At 73.3% G+C, this 16,333-nt stretch carries 14 protein-coding genes; 2 read left to right on the top strand and 12 right to left on the bottom strand.

Going from position 1 to position 16,333, the window contains the following annotated elements; all coding sequences use genetic code 11:
* Positions 1–746, bottom strand: a 746-nt coding sequence (locus tag ABZ809_RS32105; RefSeq protein ID WP_357566397.1) for an MFS transporter, incomplete at its 3' end; no start/stop codon positions are given.
* A 208-nt stretch (positions 747–954) separates the two neighbouring features.
* Here ABZ809_RS32105 and ABZ809_RS32100 point away from each other — a divergent pair.
* Positions 955–2,181: an acyltransferase gene (locus ABZ809_RS32100; protein WP_357566396.1), complete on the top strand. Its 1,227-nt coding sequence runs from the start codon at positions 955–957 to the stop codon at positions 2,179–2,181.
* 73 nt (positions 2,182–2,254) lie between these two features.
* Positions 2,255–3,292 (top strand): LCP family protein, encoded by a 1,038-nt coding sequence (locus ABZ809_RS32095; RefSeq protein ID WP_357566395.1) that lies wholly within the window; start codon positions 2,255–2,257, stop codon positions 3,290–3,292.
* Between the two features lie 78 nt (positions 3,293–3,370).
* Here ABZ809_RS32095 and ABZ809_RS32090 read toward each other — a convergent pair whose 3' ends face one another.
* The 11 genes from ABZ809_RS32090 to ABZ809_RS32040 form a co-directional block, all read right to left on the bottom strand.
* A complete protein-coding gene (locus ABZ809_RS32090) occupies positions 3,371–4,225 on the bottom strand; it encodes a TylF/MycF/NovP-related O-methyltransferase (RefSeq protein ID WP_357566394.1) in 855 nt (284 codons plus the stop codon).
* 64 nt (positions 4,226–4,289) lie between these two features.
* The gene (locus ABZ809_RS32085) at positions 4,290–5,996 is read right to left on the bottom strand and encodes a hypothetical protein (protein ID WP_357566393.1); all 1,707 of its coding nucleotides are present in this window, start codon (positions 5,994–5,996) and stop codon (positions 4,290–4,292) included.
* Positions 5,993–7,213, bottom strand: coding sequence for a glycosyltransferase family 4 protein (locus ABZ809_RS32080; protein ID WP_357566392.1), 1,221 nt, complete (start codon positions 7,211–7,213; stop codon positions 5,993–5,995). The genes ABZ809_RS32085 and ABZ809_RS32080 overlap by 4 nt, the downstream gene beginning before the upstream one ends.
* Positions 7,213–8,160, bottom strand: a complete 948-nt coding sequence (locus tag ABZ809_RS32075) for a glycosyltransferase family 2 protein (RefSeq protein WP_357566391.1) — start codon at positions 8,158–8,160, stop codon at positions 7,213–7,215. Before ABZ809_RS32075 ends, ABZ809_RS32080 begins: the two co-directional genes overlap by 1 nt.
* On the bottom strand, positions 8,157–9,461 hold the full coding sequence (locus ABZ809_RS32070) for an O-antigen ligase family protein (RefSeq protein ID WP_357566390.1): 1,305 nt from the start codon (positions 9,459–9,461) through the stop codon (positions 8,157–8,159). The genes ABZ809_RS32075 and ABZ809_RS32070 overlap by 4 nt, the downstream gene beginning before the upstream one ends.
* Positions 9,458–10,618: a glycosyltransferase gene (locus ABZ809_RS32065; protein WP_357566389.1), complete on the bottom strand. Its 1,161-nt coding sequence runs from the start codon at positions 10,616–10,618 to the stop codon at positions 9,458–9,460. The genes ABZ809_RS32070 and ABZ809_RS32065 overlap by 4 nt, the downstream gene beginning before the upstream one ends.
* Positions 10,611–11,954 (bottom strand): glycosyltransferase family 2 protein, encoded by a 1,344-nt coding sequence (locus tag ABZ809_RS32060; RefSeq protein WP_357566388.1) that lies wholly within the window; start codon positions 11,952–11,954, stop codon positions 10,611–10,613. The genes ABZ809_RS32065 and ABZ809_RS32060 overlap by 8 nt, the downstream gene beginning before the upstream one ends.
* Entirely contained in the window at positions 11,951–12,805 is an 855-nt protein-coding gene (locus ABZ809_RS32055) for a class I SAM-dependent methyltransferase (protein ID WP_357566387.1), read from the bottom strand. The genes ABZ809_RS32060 and ABZ809_RS32055 overlap by 4 nt, the downstream gene beginning before the upstream one ends.
* On the bottom strand, positions 12,805–13,653 hold the full coding sequence (locus tag ABZ809_RS32050) for a class I SAM-dependent methyltransferase (RefSeq protein ID WP_357566386.1): 849 nt from the start codon (positions 13,651–13,653) through the stop codon (positions 12,805–12,807). The genes ABZ809_RS32055 and ABZ809_RS32050 overlap by 1 nt, the downstream gene beginning before the upstream one ends.
* A complete protein-coding gene (locus ABZ809_RS32045; RefSeq protein ID WP_357566385.1) occupies positions 13,650–15,215 on the bottom strand; it encodes an oligosaccharide flippase family protein in 1,566 nt (521 codons plus the stop codon). The genes ABZ809_RS32050 and ABZ809_RS32045 overlap by 4 nt, the downstream gene beginning before the upstream one ends.
* Positions 15,208–16,089 carry a sugar transferase gene (locus ABZ809_RS32040; RefSeq protein ID WP_357566384.1) on the bottom strand — a complete coding sequence of 294 codons (882 nt, stop codon included), beginning with the start codon at positions 16,087–16,089 and terminating at the stop codon, positions 15,208–15,210. The genes ABZ809_RS32045 and ABZ809_RS32040 overlap by 8 nt, the downstream gene beginning before the upstream one ends.
* Between the last annotated feature and the right edge of the window lie 244 nt (positions 16,090–16,333).

The raw sequence follows: 16,333 nt of genomic DNA, 5'->3' as shown, positions 1-16,333 counted from the left end.
GAGGATGAACAGCTGTTCGAGAATGCCGTCGGACGACGTCTCAGAGGTGAAGCGCATAGTGTTCGCAGCAGCGGATCGGTCCAGGCGATCCGCAGGCCGTCGGCCGCGTGGCGCAGCACCCGGCCGCCCGGCGGTGGCGGCGGGGCCGCCCGCAGCGCCCGGGGGCGCAGGGCGACCAGCACGAACGCCATCACCGCGAACGTGCCGGCGTTCGCGAACGCGGCAGCCGCCAGGCCGGCGGTCGCGACCACGAGGCCGCCGGCCGAGGGCCCGACGAAGGCCGCGACCTGACCGACCGCCGCTCGCGCGGACACCGCCCGCGCGAGCCCTTCGGCGGGCACCAGCCGTCGGGGCATCGAGCCCGAGCTCGGCAGGTAGAACGCGTCGACGACCCCGATGACGACGGCGGCGGCGAGCAGCAGGCAGGGCCGGGCGCCCCACACCACGAGTGCCCCACCCAGGAGTACGGTAGCGGCGGCCATGGTCGCGTCGGCGGTGATCATCACCCGCCAGGCGCCGATCCGGTCGGCCAGCGCACCCCCGAGGAGCAGCAGGAGCACTCGCGGAAGGTTGACCGCGGTCAGCACCAGACCGGCGAACGCGCCGCCCCGCTCCGCGGCGACCCACGTCATCCCGAAGGCCATGACCTGCGAGCCGAGCAGGGAGACCAGCACCCCGCTCAGCCAGATCCAGTAACGGCCCGTTGCCGACGAGGACGGTTTCTCGCCGACGGCTGACTCTTCCATCTCGTGCGACACCGTCGCATCTCCTGCCCGTGACGCCGGCATGACGCGACACACGCTCGGCCATCGAGCAGGTCGAGGGTCAAGCCGGCCGGCGGTCAGCTCGCTCATGTTGCGCAATTGACCCTTTTGTCCCAATTTTGGGGAGATACTGACGCCATTGGATCGGCGGCCGCGGCGCGGGTCCGGGCGCAACCGACGGGGGCAGTTCATGGCACAGCCGGGCAGGGACCACGCACCGGGCCGGAGCCTGGCCGACCGCTACGACCCCCGCGACAACGCCTTCGGCTTCCTCCGGCTGGCCCTGGCCGTCGGCGTACTGGTCGCGCACGCCTGGCCGCTGGGCCTGGGCAGCCCGAGTATCGGCGCCTCCCTCACCCTCGGGCAGACCGACCTGGGGACCCTCTCGGTGCAGGGCTTCTTCGTCATCTCCGGCTTCCTGGTGGCCGGCAGCGCCCTGCGGTTGTCCCCCGGCCGGTTCGCCTGGCACCGCGCGCTGCGGGTCCTGCCCGGGCTCTGGGTGTGCCTGCTGGTCACCGCGTTCGTGATCGCACCGGCCGTGCACTGGTACGAGCACGGCGGCCTGACCGGCTTCTGGACGCACCCCGAGGGACCACTCAGATACATCCTCGTCAACTCGTTCGCCAGCATGGAGCAGTACCCCATCTCCGGCCTCCTGGCCGACACCCCGTACGGCAGGCTCGTCGCGGGGCCCAGCGCCTTCGACGGCTCACTGTGGAGCCTGCGCTACGAGTTCGCCTGCTACGCGGTGATCGGCGTCCTGGCGGCGACGGCGGTCCTGCACCGCGCGTTCCGGTTCGTGGTGGCCCTCACCGCCGGGGCGTACCTGCTCATCCTTAACGACCTGCTGACGGTGCCGGCGTGGACCGACCGGCCACCGCAGCGCGGCGCCATCGGTCCACTGCCACTGGTCGGCAGCTTCGCCGCCGACTGGGCCCTCTATCTCGGCTTCCTCTTCCTGCTCGGGGCGTGCGCCCGGCACCACGCGCACCGGCTGCCGATGAACGGCACGCTCGCGCTGCTCGCCACCGTGGTGATGGTCGGGTCGATGCGGCTAGGTGGATTCTTCGCCATCGGCCTGCCCGCCTTCGCCTACCTGGTGCTCTATCTCGCGGTCACCCTGCCCCGGGCGCTACGCCGGCTCGGCCGGGACCGGGACTACTCGTACGGCGTCTACATCTACGCCTTTCCCGTGCAGCAGGTCGTCGCGCTGCTCGGCGGCGCGGCCCACGGTCTTCCCGCGTACGTCGCACTCTCCCTCGCGGGGACGCTCCTGCTCGCCGTGCCCTCGTGGCACCTGGTGGAACGCCCCGCCCTGAGCCTGCGGACCTGGCTGACCCGCTCCGCGCCGCGACCGCCGGCCGACGCCCCGCCGGTGACCGCCAGGCAGCCGGCTGCCGTCGGGACCGCACCCTGACCGGGCCGCAGGCGGAGTCCGCCCACGGCGGAACCGACACCACACCGACCGCACAGGAGGGGTTCACGCCGCGATGACGTCCATACGAGCCACGCTGGGAACGGCATGGCGCCGCCGGGCAGGCTGGCAGAAGGCGACGATCGTCCTCGTCGCGATGTTCGGGGTGCTCTGCTCCGGGCTCGTCACGCTGGGCCTCGCCGCCAAGCACCGCTACGAGAGCAGGGTGCACCGGGAGGACATCCTCGGCAACGGCACCGCACCGCGCGACGAGGGCCGGTGGGCCCGGGGACCGCTGAACCTGCTGCTGCTCGGCTCGGACTCCCGCGAGGGCGAACCGGACCAGGGCGTGTACCCGGGGCAGCGATCCGACACCATCATGCTCGCCCACCTGAACGCCGCCCGGGACACCGCCACGGTGGTGTCGATCCCCCGGGACAGTTACGTCGACGTGCCCGCCCGCGCGGGCAGTTGGGACGGCGGACCTAACAAGATCAACGCCGCGTTCGCCCTCGGCGGGGCGTCACTGGCCGCCGAGACCGTGCACCGGCTCACCGGCGTGACCATCGACGGCGTGCTGGTGGCGAACTTCGCCGCCGTGCGCTCCATCGTGGAGGCCCTCGGCGGGATCACCGTCTGCCTCCCCCACGAGGTCGTCTCGACCGACACCGGGACCCGGTGGCTGGTGGGCTGCCACCAGCTGGACGGACGCGCGGCCGACGACCTGGTCCGGCAGCGGCACAACGTGCCCGGCGGCGACTTCGGCCGCATCCACGACCAGCAACTCGTCGTACGGGCGATCGCCGAGAAGGTTACCGGTGAGAGCCTGTTGACCAATCCCGGACGCCTCGACCGGCTCCTCACCACCGCGGCCGCGTCGCTCACGGTCGACGAGGACCTCGACCTCACCGCGCTCGCGCTGGCCGTCCGCCGCGTCCGCCCGGAGAGCCTGCGGTTCGTCACCGTACCGGCCGTCGACACCAACCTCGCCACCCCGGCCGGGTCGGCGGTCCGGCTGGACGAGCGGCGCTCCGCCGAGCTCTTCGCGGCGGTGCGTGAGGACGGTCTCGACCGGTGGATCGCGGCCAACCCGCAGGCGTCCACGCCGAACTGAGCGGCGGAGGCGGAAGAGGAGTGAGGGTTGGCGGGCGGCTCGGCCGCCCGCCAACCCTCATCCGTCGACCCGGCCGGGTCAGCGGGACCGTCGCCAGTAGCGGCAGGTCCAGTCCACCCGGTGCAACTCGTCGACGATGCCGTACTCGGCCCGGAAGTCGTCCACCGCCTGCTTGCAGCCCCGCACCGCGTGGTAGTCGTCCACGATGACGTAGCCTCCCACCGACAGCTTGGGATACAGGCTGCGCAGCGCGACCATCGTCGAGTCGTACATGTCGCCGTCCAGCCGCATCAGCGACAGCCGCTCGACCGGGGCCTGCGGCAGGGTTTCCTCGAACCAGCCGGGCAGGAAGTTGACCCGGTCGTCGAGCAGCCCGTACCGCCGGAAGTTGGCCTTCACCTGGTCCAGCGGCACGGCGAGGAACGGCTGGTTCCACAACGCGTCCTCGACGTCCTCGGTCCTCGTGGGAGCCGGCTTCGGCAACCCCCGGAAGGAGTCGGCCACCCACACCGACCGCTCGTCGTCACCGTAGGCGCGCAACATGCCCCGCATGAAGATGACCGCGCCACCTCGCCACACGCCGGTCTCGATCAGGTCGCCCGGCACGTCGTCCGCCAGGACGTCGGCGATGCACTTCTCCAGGTTGTCGAGGCGCCGCAGGCCGATCATCGTGTCGGCCTCGGGCGGCCAGTCACGACCGTTGGCGCGCGCCTGCGCGTCGAACGGAAAACGCAGCACCAGTTCCAGCCCGCGCCGTTGGAGCAGATGCCGGTATCTGTGGTAGACGCGGCCGTGCAGCGACTTCGGGCGCGGGTGGTACGGCATCCACGTCTCCTGGAAGACGTACCGGGTCAGTGCCTGCTTCAGCAGGTCGCAGTACATGGCGCGCGGGTCGGTCGACGTGGTCGGCACGACCGCGACGGTGTCACTCATCAGGGTTCCTCTCGGGATCTCGGGGCTGTCGGGCGTGGCACCTGGCCGCAGGTGGCCCGTCGTGTCACGGGCGTCGGCGGGACGACCAGGGGCGGGTCTTCGGTTGGGCACGGGGGGCGGGATCGGTGTCGACCACGACACCGTTCGGGAGATACCTCGTGGCGTCGGGATCCAGGGTGCGGCGCGCCGGTACGCCCTCGATCGGCACGCGTCCGGCCGCCGCCCGCGCGGGCCGGAGACCGCCCTCGGCCCGGGCCAGGGGGCGACCGACCGCCGAGTGCTGGGGGCCGTGGGCGCGCACGCCCACCGGTTCGGCGGGCGTGCCCGCACCGGTCGCCGCCACGAGCGGACGGGCGTCCGCCGGCGGTCGGACGGCCTGAGGGGCCCGCGACTGCGGCTCGCCGCCACCGCCGTCCCCGGACGCCGGGGCGGGCGCCACGGCCGGGCCGGCCCCGGCAACCGTCTCGGCGGGCCCGCAGGCGCCGCCGTCGGTGGCCCCCACCGCGATGACGCCGATCAGGGGCATCCCCAACCGGCGCAGCAGGCGTGCCGCCCGCTCCGCCTCGGTGAGCTTCGTCTGCCCCGCCACGACGACGAGCAGCACCCCGTCGACGTGTCGGGTGAGCGCCGCCGTGTCGCAGCTGGCCAGCACGGGCGACCCGTGCACGACGACGGATTCGTCCCCGTCGTCGAGCAGGTCCAGCACCTCGCCGAGGGCCCGCGCGTGCGTCGGGCCCAGCCCGTCCTGCGGCTCGGTCGGCAACACCATGAGCGTCGGGGCGCTGGCCAGCCGGGCCGGTGTCCGCCGGTCGTTGACGACCTGCTGCCACGTGAAGGGCGCGTCGGGAAAGTGCCCGGCGAGCGCGGGATCGCGGACCGCTCCGTCGACCAGCGTGATCGGACGGCGCTCGGCGGCCATCCCCAACCCCAGCAGGGCGGTGATCAGCGACGCGCCGTCGTCGTCGCGGACGCTGGCGACCAGCAGCCGCCGGCGCTCCGAGGTCGCGGTCAACACGCTCAGCGCCGCCGCGGCGGCCCGGGTGTGACGGGCGACGTCACGGCGCGCGAACAGCGCGGCGGCGTGGTGCCGGGCGAAGCGTCGTGGCATGGGCGGCAGGACGCCGACGACAGGAAGACCCAGCCGGGACTCGATCTGCGCGACGTCCCTGAGGCCCCTGGCGAAGCGGTCCCGGAGCATCGTCGCGCCCCAGCCCAGCAGCAGCCCCGCCAGCGCACCGAGGGCCACGTTCAGCAACGGCTTCGGAAAGGCCGGCCGCGACGGCGGGCTGGCGGTGTCGACCACGCGGGTGGTGACTCGGGTGTCGCCGCCGATCTTGAGTCTGGTCAACTGGCCGCCGACCGCCTGGCTGGCCGCGTTGGCGATCGCCGCCGCCCGCTCCGCCGACGGGGCGGTGGCGCGCACCGTGATGATCTGCAGTCCCGGCTCGAAGGAACCCCGGACGTGCCCGGCGACCGCCTGCTCCGGCAGTGACAGGGCGTCGGCCGCGTCCAGCGCCACCTCCCGCGAGCCGACGAGCTTGGCCACCGTCGGGGCGAGGTTCTGGGCCAGGGCCAGGCTCATCTCCGCCGGCCGGTCCCCGTCGGGCGGGTTGGCGACGACCAGGATGGAGGCGTCCGCCTCGTACCGTGCCGGCAGGGCGGGTGTCACCGCCTGCGCGGCGGCGAGCCCGCAGCAGAGACCGAGCAGCGGCAGGACCGCCCGCTGCCAGGACACATTGACAAACTCGCCGATGTCGATCGTTGTCTTCATCGTGTGCTCGCCTCCTCCACCGCCACGGCGGTGATACGGCCGTTCGGGGTGCCCGTTCCGGCGGTGGCTGCGGATCCTCCGTCGCACAGCCCGTCCCAGACCTGGCAGAGTCGCTCGGCGACCCGCTGCCAGGTGAAGTGCGTCCGCACCCGGGTCAGACCCCGGGCCGACAGGTCCTGCGCCAGCGCCGGATCGTCCCGCAGCGCCGCGAGCCGACCGGCCAGCGCGGCGACGTCGCCGGCCGCGAACACCAGGCCGGCGTCGCCCATGACATACGGGACCTCGCCGACGTCGCTTCCCACCACCGGGACGCCACAGGCCATCGCCTCCACCAGGACCCGCCCGAACTGTTCGCGCAGCGGTATCCCGACCCAGGGCAGGACGTTGCGTTGCACGACCTCCACCGAGGGCAGCGCGAAAACGCTCATCTCGCCCAACAGTCCCGGCAGTTCGGCGTGCCCGACCCAGGCGTGACGCCGGACCCGGCCGGGACGGCGTGCGGCGGCGAGGTCGATCTCGGCGGTCAGGCTTCCGTCGCCCACCAGCAGCACGTCGCAGTCGACGAGCTCGGAGGCGCGCAACAGGTCCAACACTCCCTTGTGGTGCTCGAACCGGCCGACGAAGCCGACGGTGAACGGCTGATATCCGACGCGTCGGCTGGGCGGCGGACGGAAGATCCGGTCGTCGACCCCCAGGGGGACGATCGGGGCCGCCCCCCGGTAGCCCTTGGCCCGGAGCACGTCGCGGGCTGCGGGGGTGATCGGCAGGATCATGTCCACGCTGCGGTACGCATGCCGTTCGAGCAGCGGGAACGGCATCGGGAACCGGGTGACGACGTTCTGCGCGGCGTAGAGGGTGGTCGGCACCCCCGGCCAGCGCCTGCGACACAGCCGCAACGCCTGCCACGTCGACAGGTACGCGGCCTCGCCGATGACGTGCACGACGTCGGGCGGCGGGATCGCCGGGCCGGGCCGGCCACCGAAGCGGACCAGCACCGAGGCCATGTGCCCGCTGCGTCCCTCCCCGAGCCAGTGCGGCAGGGTCCGGGCCTCGAAGGCCGGGTGCCGCCGGGCGAGTCGGGCGAATTCCCGGCGGGTCCGGGGCGAGACGTCGGCGGCGAGCACGGTCAGGCGCACCCCGGGCCGCTCACACAGAATGTCGAAGAGGTCGGTCCAGTGCTCGGTGCGCGAGCCGACAACCGTGGTCAGGACATGCATCACAACTTCCCTCCGCTCGGGAGCCGGCTGACCGCGACGCGGCCCACCCGGGCCCAGGCTCGGGCCCGGGCGACGCCGGCCCGAGGTTGCAGGGACAGCCGCACGCCCGCCAGCCCGACGCCGATCAGCGCCCTGAGCAGCACGACGGCGCGGACCGCGTGCCGGACCCGGGGCTGGTGCCGGCTGAAGAACAGCAGCATGCTCCGGTACAGGTGCGGCCAGATCCAGGCCGGATCGCTGCTGCTCGCGCCACCGGTGTGGCAGGCGGTCGCGGTGGGCAGGTAGAGCACCGTCCGCCCCAGTCGCCGGGCCTGCAGGCACAGCTCCTCGTCCTCGTAGTACATGAAGTACGCCTCGTTGAGCCCGCCGACGGCGGTGAAGAGGTCGGTACGCACGGCGAGACAGGCGCCGGAGACCCAGTCCACCGGCAAGGGCCGGCCGCCGCGCAGGCAGGCGTCGTACATCCGGCGCCGCCGCCGCCCGGCGAGCCGGCGCCGCAGTGGCACCGGCACGAGCAGTCCCCCGAACCGGCTGGCCACCACCGTCGTCAGCGTCTCGAAGGGATGGGCACTGACCGCGACACCGCCGTGCGCGTCCACCAGCCGGGGCCCGACGATCCCGACCTCCGGTCGGTCGAGCGCGGCGCGCACGAGTTCCCGGGCGGTCGCCGGCGGGACGACGCAGTCGGGGTTGACCAAGAGCAGGACCCCGCTGCCGACCCCGGCGGCGGCCCGGTTCACGGCGGCGGCGAAGCCGACGTTCTCGTCGCCGGCCAGTACCGTCACCTCCGGGAAGTGCCGGTGGACCAGCTCGACCGTCCGGTCCACGGAGGCGTTGTCGACCAGCCGGACCGTCAGGTCCGCCTGCCGCAGGGCGGTCAGCGCCGCGACGATCTGCCGCGCGGAGTTGTGGGTCACCACGATCGCGGTGGCGTCGGGTCGGGTCATCGCCAGACCACCTCCCTGGGACGCCAGGCCGCCCGCGCGGGGGCGGGCCGGCGCGCCCCCGTGGCACGCCACGGCGAGGTCAACAGGGTCAACGCGGGTAGCAGACCGAGCTCCCAGTGCCCGTCGGTGGGAGCGGCGAACATCGCCGCGACCAGGAAACCGCAGCAGAGCGCCGCGAACGGCACGCCCGGGCCGTCCCGGCTGGCGAGGCCGGCGCGGATGCTGCGCAGGATCGGCCAGAGCACCAGCCCGAGTCCGACCAGGCCGACGTTGGCCAGCAGGGTGACGTAGAAGGCGTGGTACACCGGCCCGACGTCCGTGGAGGCGAAGTCCGCCAGGTAGATGTCGGTGGTGGACTGCCCGAGCCCGGCCCCGAGCAGCGGCCGCTCGGCGAAGACGCCCAGCCCCACGATGGACTCGGGGCCCCGGTATCCGGCCGACTGCCGCAGCCCGTCGCCGATTTCCTGGGCCCGTTCCCGGACCCCGGGGTGCAGCGCGAGCAGCCCCGCCACCAGGATGCCCGCCGCCGCGGTGGCGGCCATCCCGAGCCGGACGGACCGCCGGCCGAGGACCAGCATCACCAGGAACGTGACGCCGGCGGCGAGCCAGATGCCACGGTACGAGGCGAGCAGCACGTCGGCGCAGAGGAACGCGGCGAGCACCACCGCGGTGGCCCGGCGCAGGCCTCGCGTACGGCCGGCGACCCACATCAGCATCGGTGCCGCCAGCAGGGCGAGCAGCCCGCCGTGGCGGCCCGGGACCGCCATCGACACGGCGGTCAGTCCGACGACGGCGGCGAGGTACAGCAGACCCGCCGCGACCAGCCGGCGTCGGGTGGTGAGGGTGTGGATGGCCAGAAAGAAGTACACCGGGAGGATCGCGATCTGGTAGGCCGCGACGAGGACCTGGGTCGGCAGGTTGCCGATTGCCAGGCCGTAGCCCGCACCGACTACGGTCAGCCCGACGACGCACAACATCCCGGTGTGGGCCGGCGTCCGTCGCGGTCGGGTGTCGAGGCGCAGCCCGTGGCGGACGGCCAGAGCGACTCCGCCGGTCGCCAGCAGCAGCAGGTGCGCGGCCACGTACACCCGGATGTCTCCCCCGCCCAGGAAGGCGCCGGCCAGCGCGCCACCGAGTATCCCGACGGGCAGCACCGTCCACGGCCAGAGCAGGAACACGAGCAGGAAAAGCAACGCGCCCGCACCGGCCGGCGCCGCCGGACCCGGCAGCATCAGCACCAGTGACAGGGTGACCCCGAGGACAGCTCCGGCGAGCACGACCGCCAGGCCGGCGCGCCTCACCGCGGCAGCCCGTCGAGGAGTTCCCGGAGCTGCCGGCCGCGGACCGCCCAGCTGTTGTCGGCCGCCACCGCACGTCGTCGGGCGACCTGCGTGGGCAGGCGGGCGGTGTCCAGCGCCGCCTCGATCGCCTGCGCGAAGGCGCGGGGCCCGGCGGCGAGCCGGACGACGCCGGTCAGGGCGTGCAGCGCCGGCAGCGGGGTCGCGACCACGGGCTTGCCGAGGGCGAGGTACTCGTAGCACTTCTTCGGGTGGACGTAGTCCACCAGGGCGCCGGTCCGGTACGGGACGACGGTGACGTCACAAGCGCGCAGCAGTGCCGGAACCCTGGCGTACGGAACCGGCCCGGTCAGGACCACGTTGGCCAGTCCCCGCAGGGAAGAGCGGCCGGCGCGGGTGCTGGGACCGGCCAGGAGAAAGGTCCAACCGGGTCGGGCACGGGCCACCGCGGCGAGGAGTTCCCCGTCGAAGGCGCGCGTGTCGATGGCGCCGCAGTAGCCGATGAGCGGTCGGCTCATCCCGGTCAGCTCGGGCGCGGTCGGACCGTCCGGCGAGAAGTGTTCCGGGTCGCAGCCGTTGGGTAGCACCACCGGGGCCGGTCCCACCGCCGGCATCCGTTCGGGAAGCGCGGCCGAGGAGGCCAGCACCAGGTCTGCGGCGGCGAGCGCCCGGGCGAGGTTTCGGCGCAGGTGCCAGCGGTTCCACCAGCGGGTGAACGTCCAGTCCAGGTCGGTGGCGTCGTAGACACTGGCGGCGGCGGGAACCCGGCCGGCGCACGGAGCCGCTGCGTCCTCGTCCAGCCACAGCAGCCGCACGGTCGCGGCCCGGAGGTCCAGCCAGCGCCGCAGCGACACGACGATCACCCGGCGGTTGAGCTCGTTGCCCGGCGGCAGATGACGACCGAGCGGCACGGCCGCGGGTGGTACCGCGTGCCAGACGTTCCGCTCGACGGGCCGCACGGTCGTCCGCCAGTGGGGCAACTGGCCGGGAGGATCGACGAAGAGCACGAGATGGTCGGCGGCGAGCTGCCGCGCGAGCGCGTGCTGCCGGTGGGCTCCGCCCTGCCAGGGAGTGGCGCTGAACAACACCACCCAGGGCGGGGAGTCGCCCGCCCCGGTGCCGGCGGCGATCCGCGTACGGCAGGCCGTGGTGTCACCCATTGCCGGCCCGTTGTGCCACCGGGGTGCGGACCGCGGCCGGCAGCACCTCGTCCTCACCGATCTTTCCGACCACGGGGCACGCGCGCTGGTCGTCGAGTCGGAGCAGTCGTGCGCCCGCGTGCCGGTCGAGCCAACGTCGTACGGCGGCGGCGGCGATCCGGCGGTTGATCCGGTCGGCCGCCGGCAGGCGGTGGCCGAGGGGGAGTCCGGTCGGTGGGGTCAGGTGCCATCCGGTCCCGTCGAGGACGGTGAGTCGACTGCGCCACCGTGGTCGGCCGGCCGGCGGATCGACCAGGAGCAGACGCCGGTCCCGGCCGGCCTCGTCCTCCGCCGCGGCCCGGGCCGCGGGGACGGACCAGGGGGCCCCGGCGAACACGACCAGCCAGTCCCGGATGTCGCCGTCGGGCAGCGGGCCGACGTCCCCCCGCAGTGCCTGCCGCAGGTCGGCGAACGTGAGCTGGACGGTGCGACCGCAGAGTCGCTTGAGCACGTGGTCGCCGATCACCACCAGCCGGAACAGGGCGAGCCGGTGCCGGGGCTGGGTCTCCCGTAGGTAACCCACCAGACCGCCGAGCAGGTGGCGATGGCGGATGGCGGGGCCCAACAGCCGGCACGACGCGCCGCGCACGTGGCTGACGGCGGCGTCGGGAATCATCCACACGTGGTGACCGGCCTCGTCGAGCCGGCGGGCGAGCATGGCGTCGTTCCAGTAGACGGGGAAGCGCTCGTCGAAGACGTCGTCCGGCTCCACGACCGCGCGGCGGAGCATCATGCAACTGCCGGAGGCGAGACGCCGGGGCCTGCTGAAGTCCTGCCCGCGCATCTGGAACGTGTGCAGCGCGTGCCGGAAGCCGGGCACCCGGCGCAGGACGGTGAACAGCGCCAGGGTGGCGGCGAAGCTGGGCAGCTGCACGTAGTGCTGCTGGAAGGTGCCGTCCGGGTTCAGGTACAACGGACTCACCCCGGCCGCGTCCGGATTGTCGCGCAGGAAGCCGATCATCCTGGCCAGCGTTCCGGGATGGAACCGGATGTCGCTGTTGAGCACCAGCAGCAGGTCGCCGCGGGAGCGGCGGTACGCCTGGTTCACCGCGCCGGCATAGCCCACGTTGCGCTCGTTGCGGATCAGGGTGACCCCGGGCCAGCCGGCGAGCAGTTCGTCCGAGCCGTCCCGCGAGCCGTTGTCGACGGCCACCACCTCGTAGTCGAGATCGGGGTCGACGGTGGCAGCCAGCGACTCCAGGCAGAGCCGGGTCTGTTCCCGGGTGTTCCAGCTGGTCAACAGGATCGACAGGACCGGGCGGTCGGCGTTGCCCGCGGGCCCGGCGGCGGCGCTCATCGCGACCTCGGCGCGTCGTCGCGGCGCGCGAAGATCCGCAGCAGGTCGCCGAGGTGTGGGTGGCGCATCCGGGGTGAGCCGCACGCCGCCCAGTCGGCGACGAGCAGGTCACGGGCCTGACGCAGCCTGGCGAGCGGCGGCCAGTAGAAGCGGGAGAAGACGGTGTCGTGGGCGACGACCTGGAACCCCGTGTCGAGGAGCATCCGGGTCAGGGTGTCCGGGGTGAAGTGCCACCGGTGGTAGCGCGGGGCCACGGCCGGCCAGTCGTGGCCGAGGCGGTCCGCCGCGGCCGAGGCGATGTTCGGCACCTCCAACGCCAGCCACCCACCCGGCGTCAACGTCTCCCACGCGGCCCGCAGGAACACCCGAGGATCATCCACATGCTCCAACACGTGGAACGCACACACCACGTCCGCCCGCAGCGACGACGCGACACGCTCGAAATACCCCTGCCGCACCGGCACACCCAACTCCCGCACCGCGAACTCCGCCGCGACCCGCGACACCTCCACCCCCGTCACGGTGAACCCGGCCCCCCGCGCCGCCTCCAGGAAGTAACCACCCGCGCAACCCGCCTCCACCAACACCGACGGACGCACCACCGACGACAACCACCGCAACCGCCGGCCCGCCTCGAACCGACGCTGCGCCGCGTCGGCGAAGTAGTCCTGGTACCCGTCGGTGAGGTAGTAGGCCTCGTCGTACAGCGCGTCGGGCGGGGTGGCGGGTCCGGCGGTCCAGACGAACCCGCAGTGGGCGCATCGGCGCAACACCCCGTCCAGGGCGGGTAGGTGGCCACCGGTCCCGCCGCAGAGCGCGCAGGTGACCAGTTCCTCGTTCGTCAGCTTCATCAGCCACTCCGTGGGTCGTGCGGTTTACGGGCGATCGCCCGCAGCAGGTCCCCGCGACGGGGATGGGTCAGGCGGGACGAGCGCAGGTCGATCCAGTCCCGGGGCAACAGTCGGTGCGCGTGGCGGAGGCGGTAGCCCGCCGGCATGTAGAACCGGAACACGGCCGTGTCCTGCTGGACGATCTGGAAGCCCGCGCCGGTCAGCAGTCGGGCGAGCGACTCCCGGGTGAAGTGCCAGGGGTGGTAGTCGGGTTGCAGTCCCGGCCAGTCGTGGCCGAGGCGGTCCGCCGCGGCCGAGGCGATGTTCGGCACCTCCAACGCCAGCCACCCACCCGGCGTCAACGTCTCCCACGCGGCCCGCAGGAACACCCGAGGATCATCCACATGCTCCAACACGTGGAACGCACACACCACGTCCGCCCGCAGCGACGACGCGACACGCTCGAAATACCCCTGCCGCACCGGCACACCCAACTCCCGCACCGCGAACTCCGCCGCGACCCGCGACACCTCCACCCCCGTCACGGTGAACCCGGCCCCCCGCGCCGCCTCCAGGAAGTAACCACCCGCGCAACCCGCCTCCACCAACACCGACGGACGCACCACCGACGACAACCACCGCAACCGCCGACCCGCCTCGAACCGGCGCGGCCCGGCGAGGAAGTAGTCGTCGTAGCCGCCACCGCAGAAGTAGTCCGCCTCGTAACGCGGCGGCGCGACGGCGGGGTCGGGCACGGTCCAGTTGAGGCCGCAGCCGACGCAGCGGCGCAGCAGTCCGCCGAGCTGGGACCGGTGCGGTGTGCCGGCGTCGCAGTTGAGGCACTGTCTCGGGGGCGCGGCGACGCTCATCGTCCCCTCCCCGCCAGCGGTCCGACGGCCGACCGGGCGGTCCCGGCCAGGGACCGCAGCCGGGAGCGGTCGTCCGCGCCGAGGTACCCGCAGAGCACGAGCAGCGTGCCGGCGAGGACGAGGGTCAGTCCTCCCCGGGTGGTCACGGCGAGGGCCGCGCCCAGCCGTCCCTGGCCGTCGGGCAGCAGGGCGGTCAGGGCGTGCGTCGCGAGTCCCGCGACGGCCGCCGCCACGAGTGGCGGCCAGAGCACCGCCACCATCGGCCGGACCGGCCGGACGGTGGCCCGGTGGAAGTGCGCCAGGAAGTACACGCTGGCCACCACGACCCCGAGGGCGGTGGACAGGGGCACGCCGAGGGGACCGACCACCATCAGCAGCGGCACCGTCAGCGCCAGGTTGATCGCGACCGACAGCAGCACGTAGCGCGTCTCCAGCCCCGGACGCCCCTGCACGCGGGCGACGACGGTCGCGGCGCCGGCGATCAGGTTGAGCGCGTACGCCGGGGCCAGGATGGCGATGGTCGCGCCCGCCCAGGGCACCTGGTGGCCCAGCCAGAGGCGCACCAGCGGGTCGGCGCTGACGACGAGGGCCGCCGCCGCCGGCGCGAGGAAGAGCGCCAACTGGCGCAGCGCCGACAGGTAGAAGCCGTCCAGCCATTCCCGGCCCTCGACGGCCGTTCTGCGGACCGCCGCGGGGAAGAGCACGATCAGCGCGAATCCCGGCGGCAGCCGGAGCAGGTTGAGCAGTCGGACACCGAAGTCGACCGCGCCGGCGGTGGCCGGGCCGAAGAAGCCGCCGAGGACCAGCCGGTCGAGTTCGACGTTCACCGTCCCGGCCCCGTTGGACACCTGGACCCGCAGCCCGTACCCGCTGATCCGCCGCAGGTCCAGGCTGGTCAGACGCCCCCAGCGGGGCGCCAGGTGCCGGTGCTGACGCTCGGCGGTGACGGCGAGCAGGCCGGTACGGATCATCGCGGTGCTGGCGGCGCAGGCGGCCAGGGCCACCAGCCCGCCGCCGAGGCGGAGGGCCACGACCGCGAGCACCGCACCGAGCACCGCCGTGGCGCCGGTGACCGCCGCGAGGACGGTGTACCGCTGCATTCCCTCCAGTACCGCCCGCCAGGGCAGCTCGACGCCGCCGGCCGCGGTCCCGAGCACCAGCCACAGCGTGGCGTGCCAGGCCTCACGGGTGAGCTCACCCAGGCGTAGCAGTTGGCTGATCCACGGCCAACCGGCCGCCAGGACACCGAGCAGGAGCAGCCCCAGCAGGAGCCCCCAGGCGAGACCGAGCCCCAGCAGCCGCCGGACCGTGACGGGGTCGGACCCGCCACCCTCCGCCGCCACCTCGCGGACGAGGGCGGAACCGAGGCCGAGATCGAGCACGGCAGCCATCGCGAGGAGGCCGGACAGCAGCACCCAGACGCCGAACGCCTGCGCGCCGAGGTGTTCGTAGACGACAGGTAGTGAGAGCAGGCCGGCCAGCGCCGTGGCGGACCGGGCACCCAGCAGACTCAGGGTGTCGCGGGTCGGCCGTCCGTCGACCACCTCAGCCGGTTCAGCCACGCGGGAACCCCCGGAGCAGCTCCAGCACCGTCAACGCCAGCAGCGTCAGGTCCACCCGCAGCGATCTGCAGTTCAGATAGAGCAGGTCGCACCGGAGCTTGTCCTCGACCGTCGCCGCGTAGCCGCCGGTGAGTTGGGCGATGCCGGTCAGACCGGGACGGATCAGGTGACGCATGTCGTAGTGGGGCATGCGGCTGAACTCCGCGATGAACTCCGGCCGCTCCGGGCGGGGGCCGACCAGGCTCATGTCGCCGCGGAGCACGTTCCACAGTTGCGGAAGCTCATCGAGACGGGACCTGCGTAGCAGACCACCGATGCGGGTGATGCGCTCGTCGTCGGGTCGGGCGAGCACCGGCCCGGTGTCCCGTTCCGCACCGAACCGCATCGTGCGGAACTTGACGACGTGGAACACCCGGCCGGCCGCGCCGATCCGCCGCTGGCGGTAGAACGGTGCTCCGGTGCACGACAGGACCAGGGTTATCGCGAGGATCAGGGGCAGCACCAGGACGGAACCGGCGGCGACGAGCAGGAGGTCGAAGCAGCGCTTGAGCCCTTCCCCGGTGGCGTGTTGCGGGCCTGACCGGAGCCGGATCCAGGGCAGCCCGCCGAACCGGCGAAGGCGCGGCGGGTGCAGCAGCCCGTAGACCGGGCGCGCGAGCACCAGGATCTCCACGCCCAGTTGCCGGCACACGGCCACGGTGCGCGTGTCGATGCTCTCCAGTGAGTGTTTCAGCAGCAGCACCCGCGGCCGCAGCCGGTCGAGTGCCACCGTGACGGCATCGGGGTGGGCCGGCGCGGAGACCCGGAGCACGACGTCGAACTCGTCGTCGAGCCGGTCGGTGGGCGTCGGGTTCTCCGCTCCCTCCACCACCATGACGCGGATCCGGCGGGGTCCCTGCAGGCCGGGCCGGGCGGCACGGTGCCGGCCACTGCCGCGCAGTGAAGCAGCTTCGTGTCGGCGTGCCGGCCCTGGGGCCGCGCAAGCCGGCCCGTGTTGCGCCGGGACGACCACCGCTGGCGGTTCCACGAACATGCACCTCCCCTGCACCCTGCTGAAACCTGGGCGACCCGAACTTCCCAAAGAGCACTATGAAGCATGAAAACGGACAGAGAGCGCA

It is taken from the genome of Micromonospora sp. NPDC047074, assembly GCF_040643815.1.
Lineage (GTDB): Bacteria > Actinomycetota > Actinomycetes > Mycobacteriales > Micromonosporaceae > Micromonospora.
Note: the sequence above shows the minus strand (reverse complement) of the source record. Positions and strands in the feature narration are given on the sequence as shown.

What these genes read in the sequence shown, in the direction of transcription:
- ABZ809_RS32100 (WP_357566396.1), top strand. Translation starts at nt 955, where the DNA reads ATGGCACAGCCGGGCAGGGACCACGCACCGGGCCGGAGCCTGGCCGAC.
- ABZ809_RS32095 (WP_357566395.1), top strand. Translation starts at nt 2,255, where the DNA reads ATGACGTCCATACGAGCCACGCTGGGAACGGCATGGCGCCGCCGGGCA.
- ABZ809_RS32090 (WP_357566394.1), bottom strand. Translation starts at nt 4,225, where the DNA reads ATGAGTGACACCGTCGCGGTCGTGCCGACCACGTCGACCGACCCGCGC.
- ABZ809_RS32085 (WP_357566393.1), bottom strand. Translation starts at nt 5,996, where the DNA reads ATGAAGACAACGATCGACATCGGCGAGTTTGTCAATGTGTCCTGGCAG.
- ABZ809_RS32080 (WP_357566392.1), bottom strand. Translation starts at nt 7,213, where the DNA reads ATGCATGTCCTGACCACGGTTGTCGGCTCGCGCACCGAGCACTGGACC.
- ABZ809_RS32075 (WP_357566391.1), bottom strand. Translation starts at nt 8,160, where the DNA reads ATGACCCGACCCGACGCCACCGCGATCGTGGTGACCCACAACTCCGCG.
- ABZ809_RS32065 (WP_357566389.1), bottom strand. Translation starts at nt 10,618, where the DNA reads ATGGGTGACACCACGGCCTGCCGTACGCGGATCGCCGCCGGCACCGGG.
- ABZ809_RS32060 (WP_357566388.1), bottom strand. Translation starts at nt 11,954, where the DNA reads ATGAGCGCCGCCGCCGGGCCCGCGGGCAACGCCGACCGCCCGGTCCTG.
- ABZ809_RS32055 (WP_357566387.1), bottom strand. Translation starts at nt 12,805, where the DNA reads ATGAAGCTGACGAACGAGGAACTGGTCACCTGCGCGCTCTGCGGCGGG.
- ABZ809_RS32050 (WP_357566386.1), bottom strand. Translation starts at nt 13,653, where the DNA reads ATGAGCGTCGCCGCGCCCCCGAGACAGTGCCTCAACTGCGACGCCGGC.
- ABZ809_RS32040 (WP_357566384.1), bottom strand. Translation starts at nt 16,089, where the DNA reads ATGGTGGTGGAGGGAGCGGAGAACCCGACGCCCACCGACCGGCTCGAC.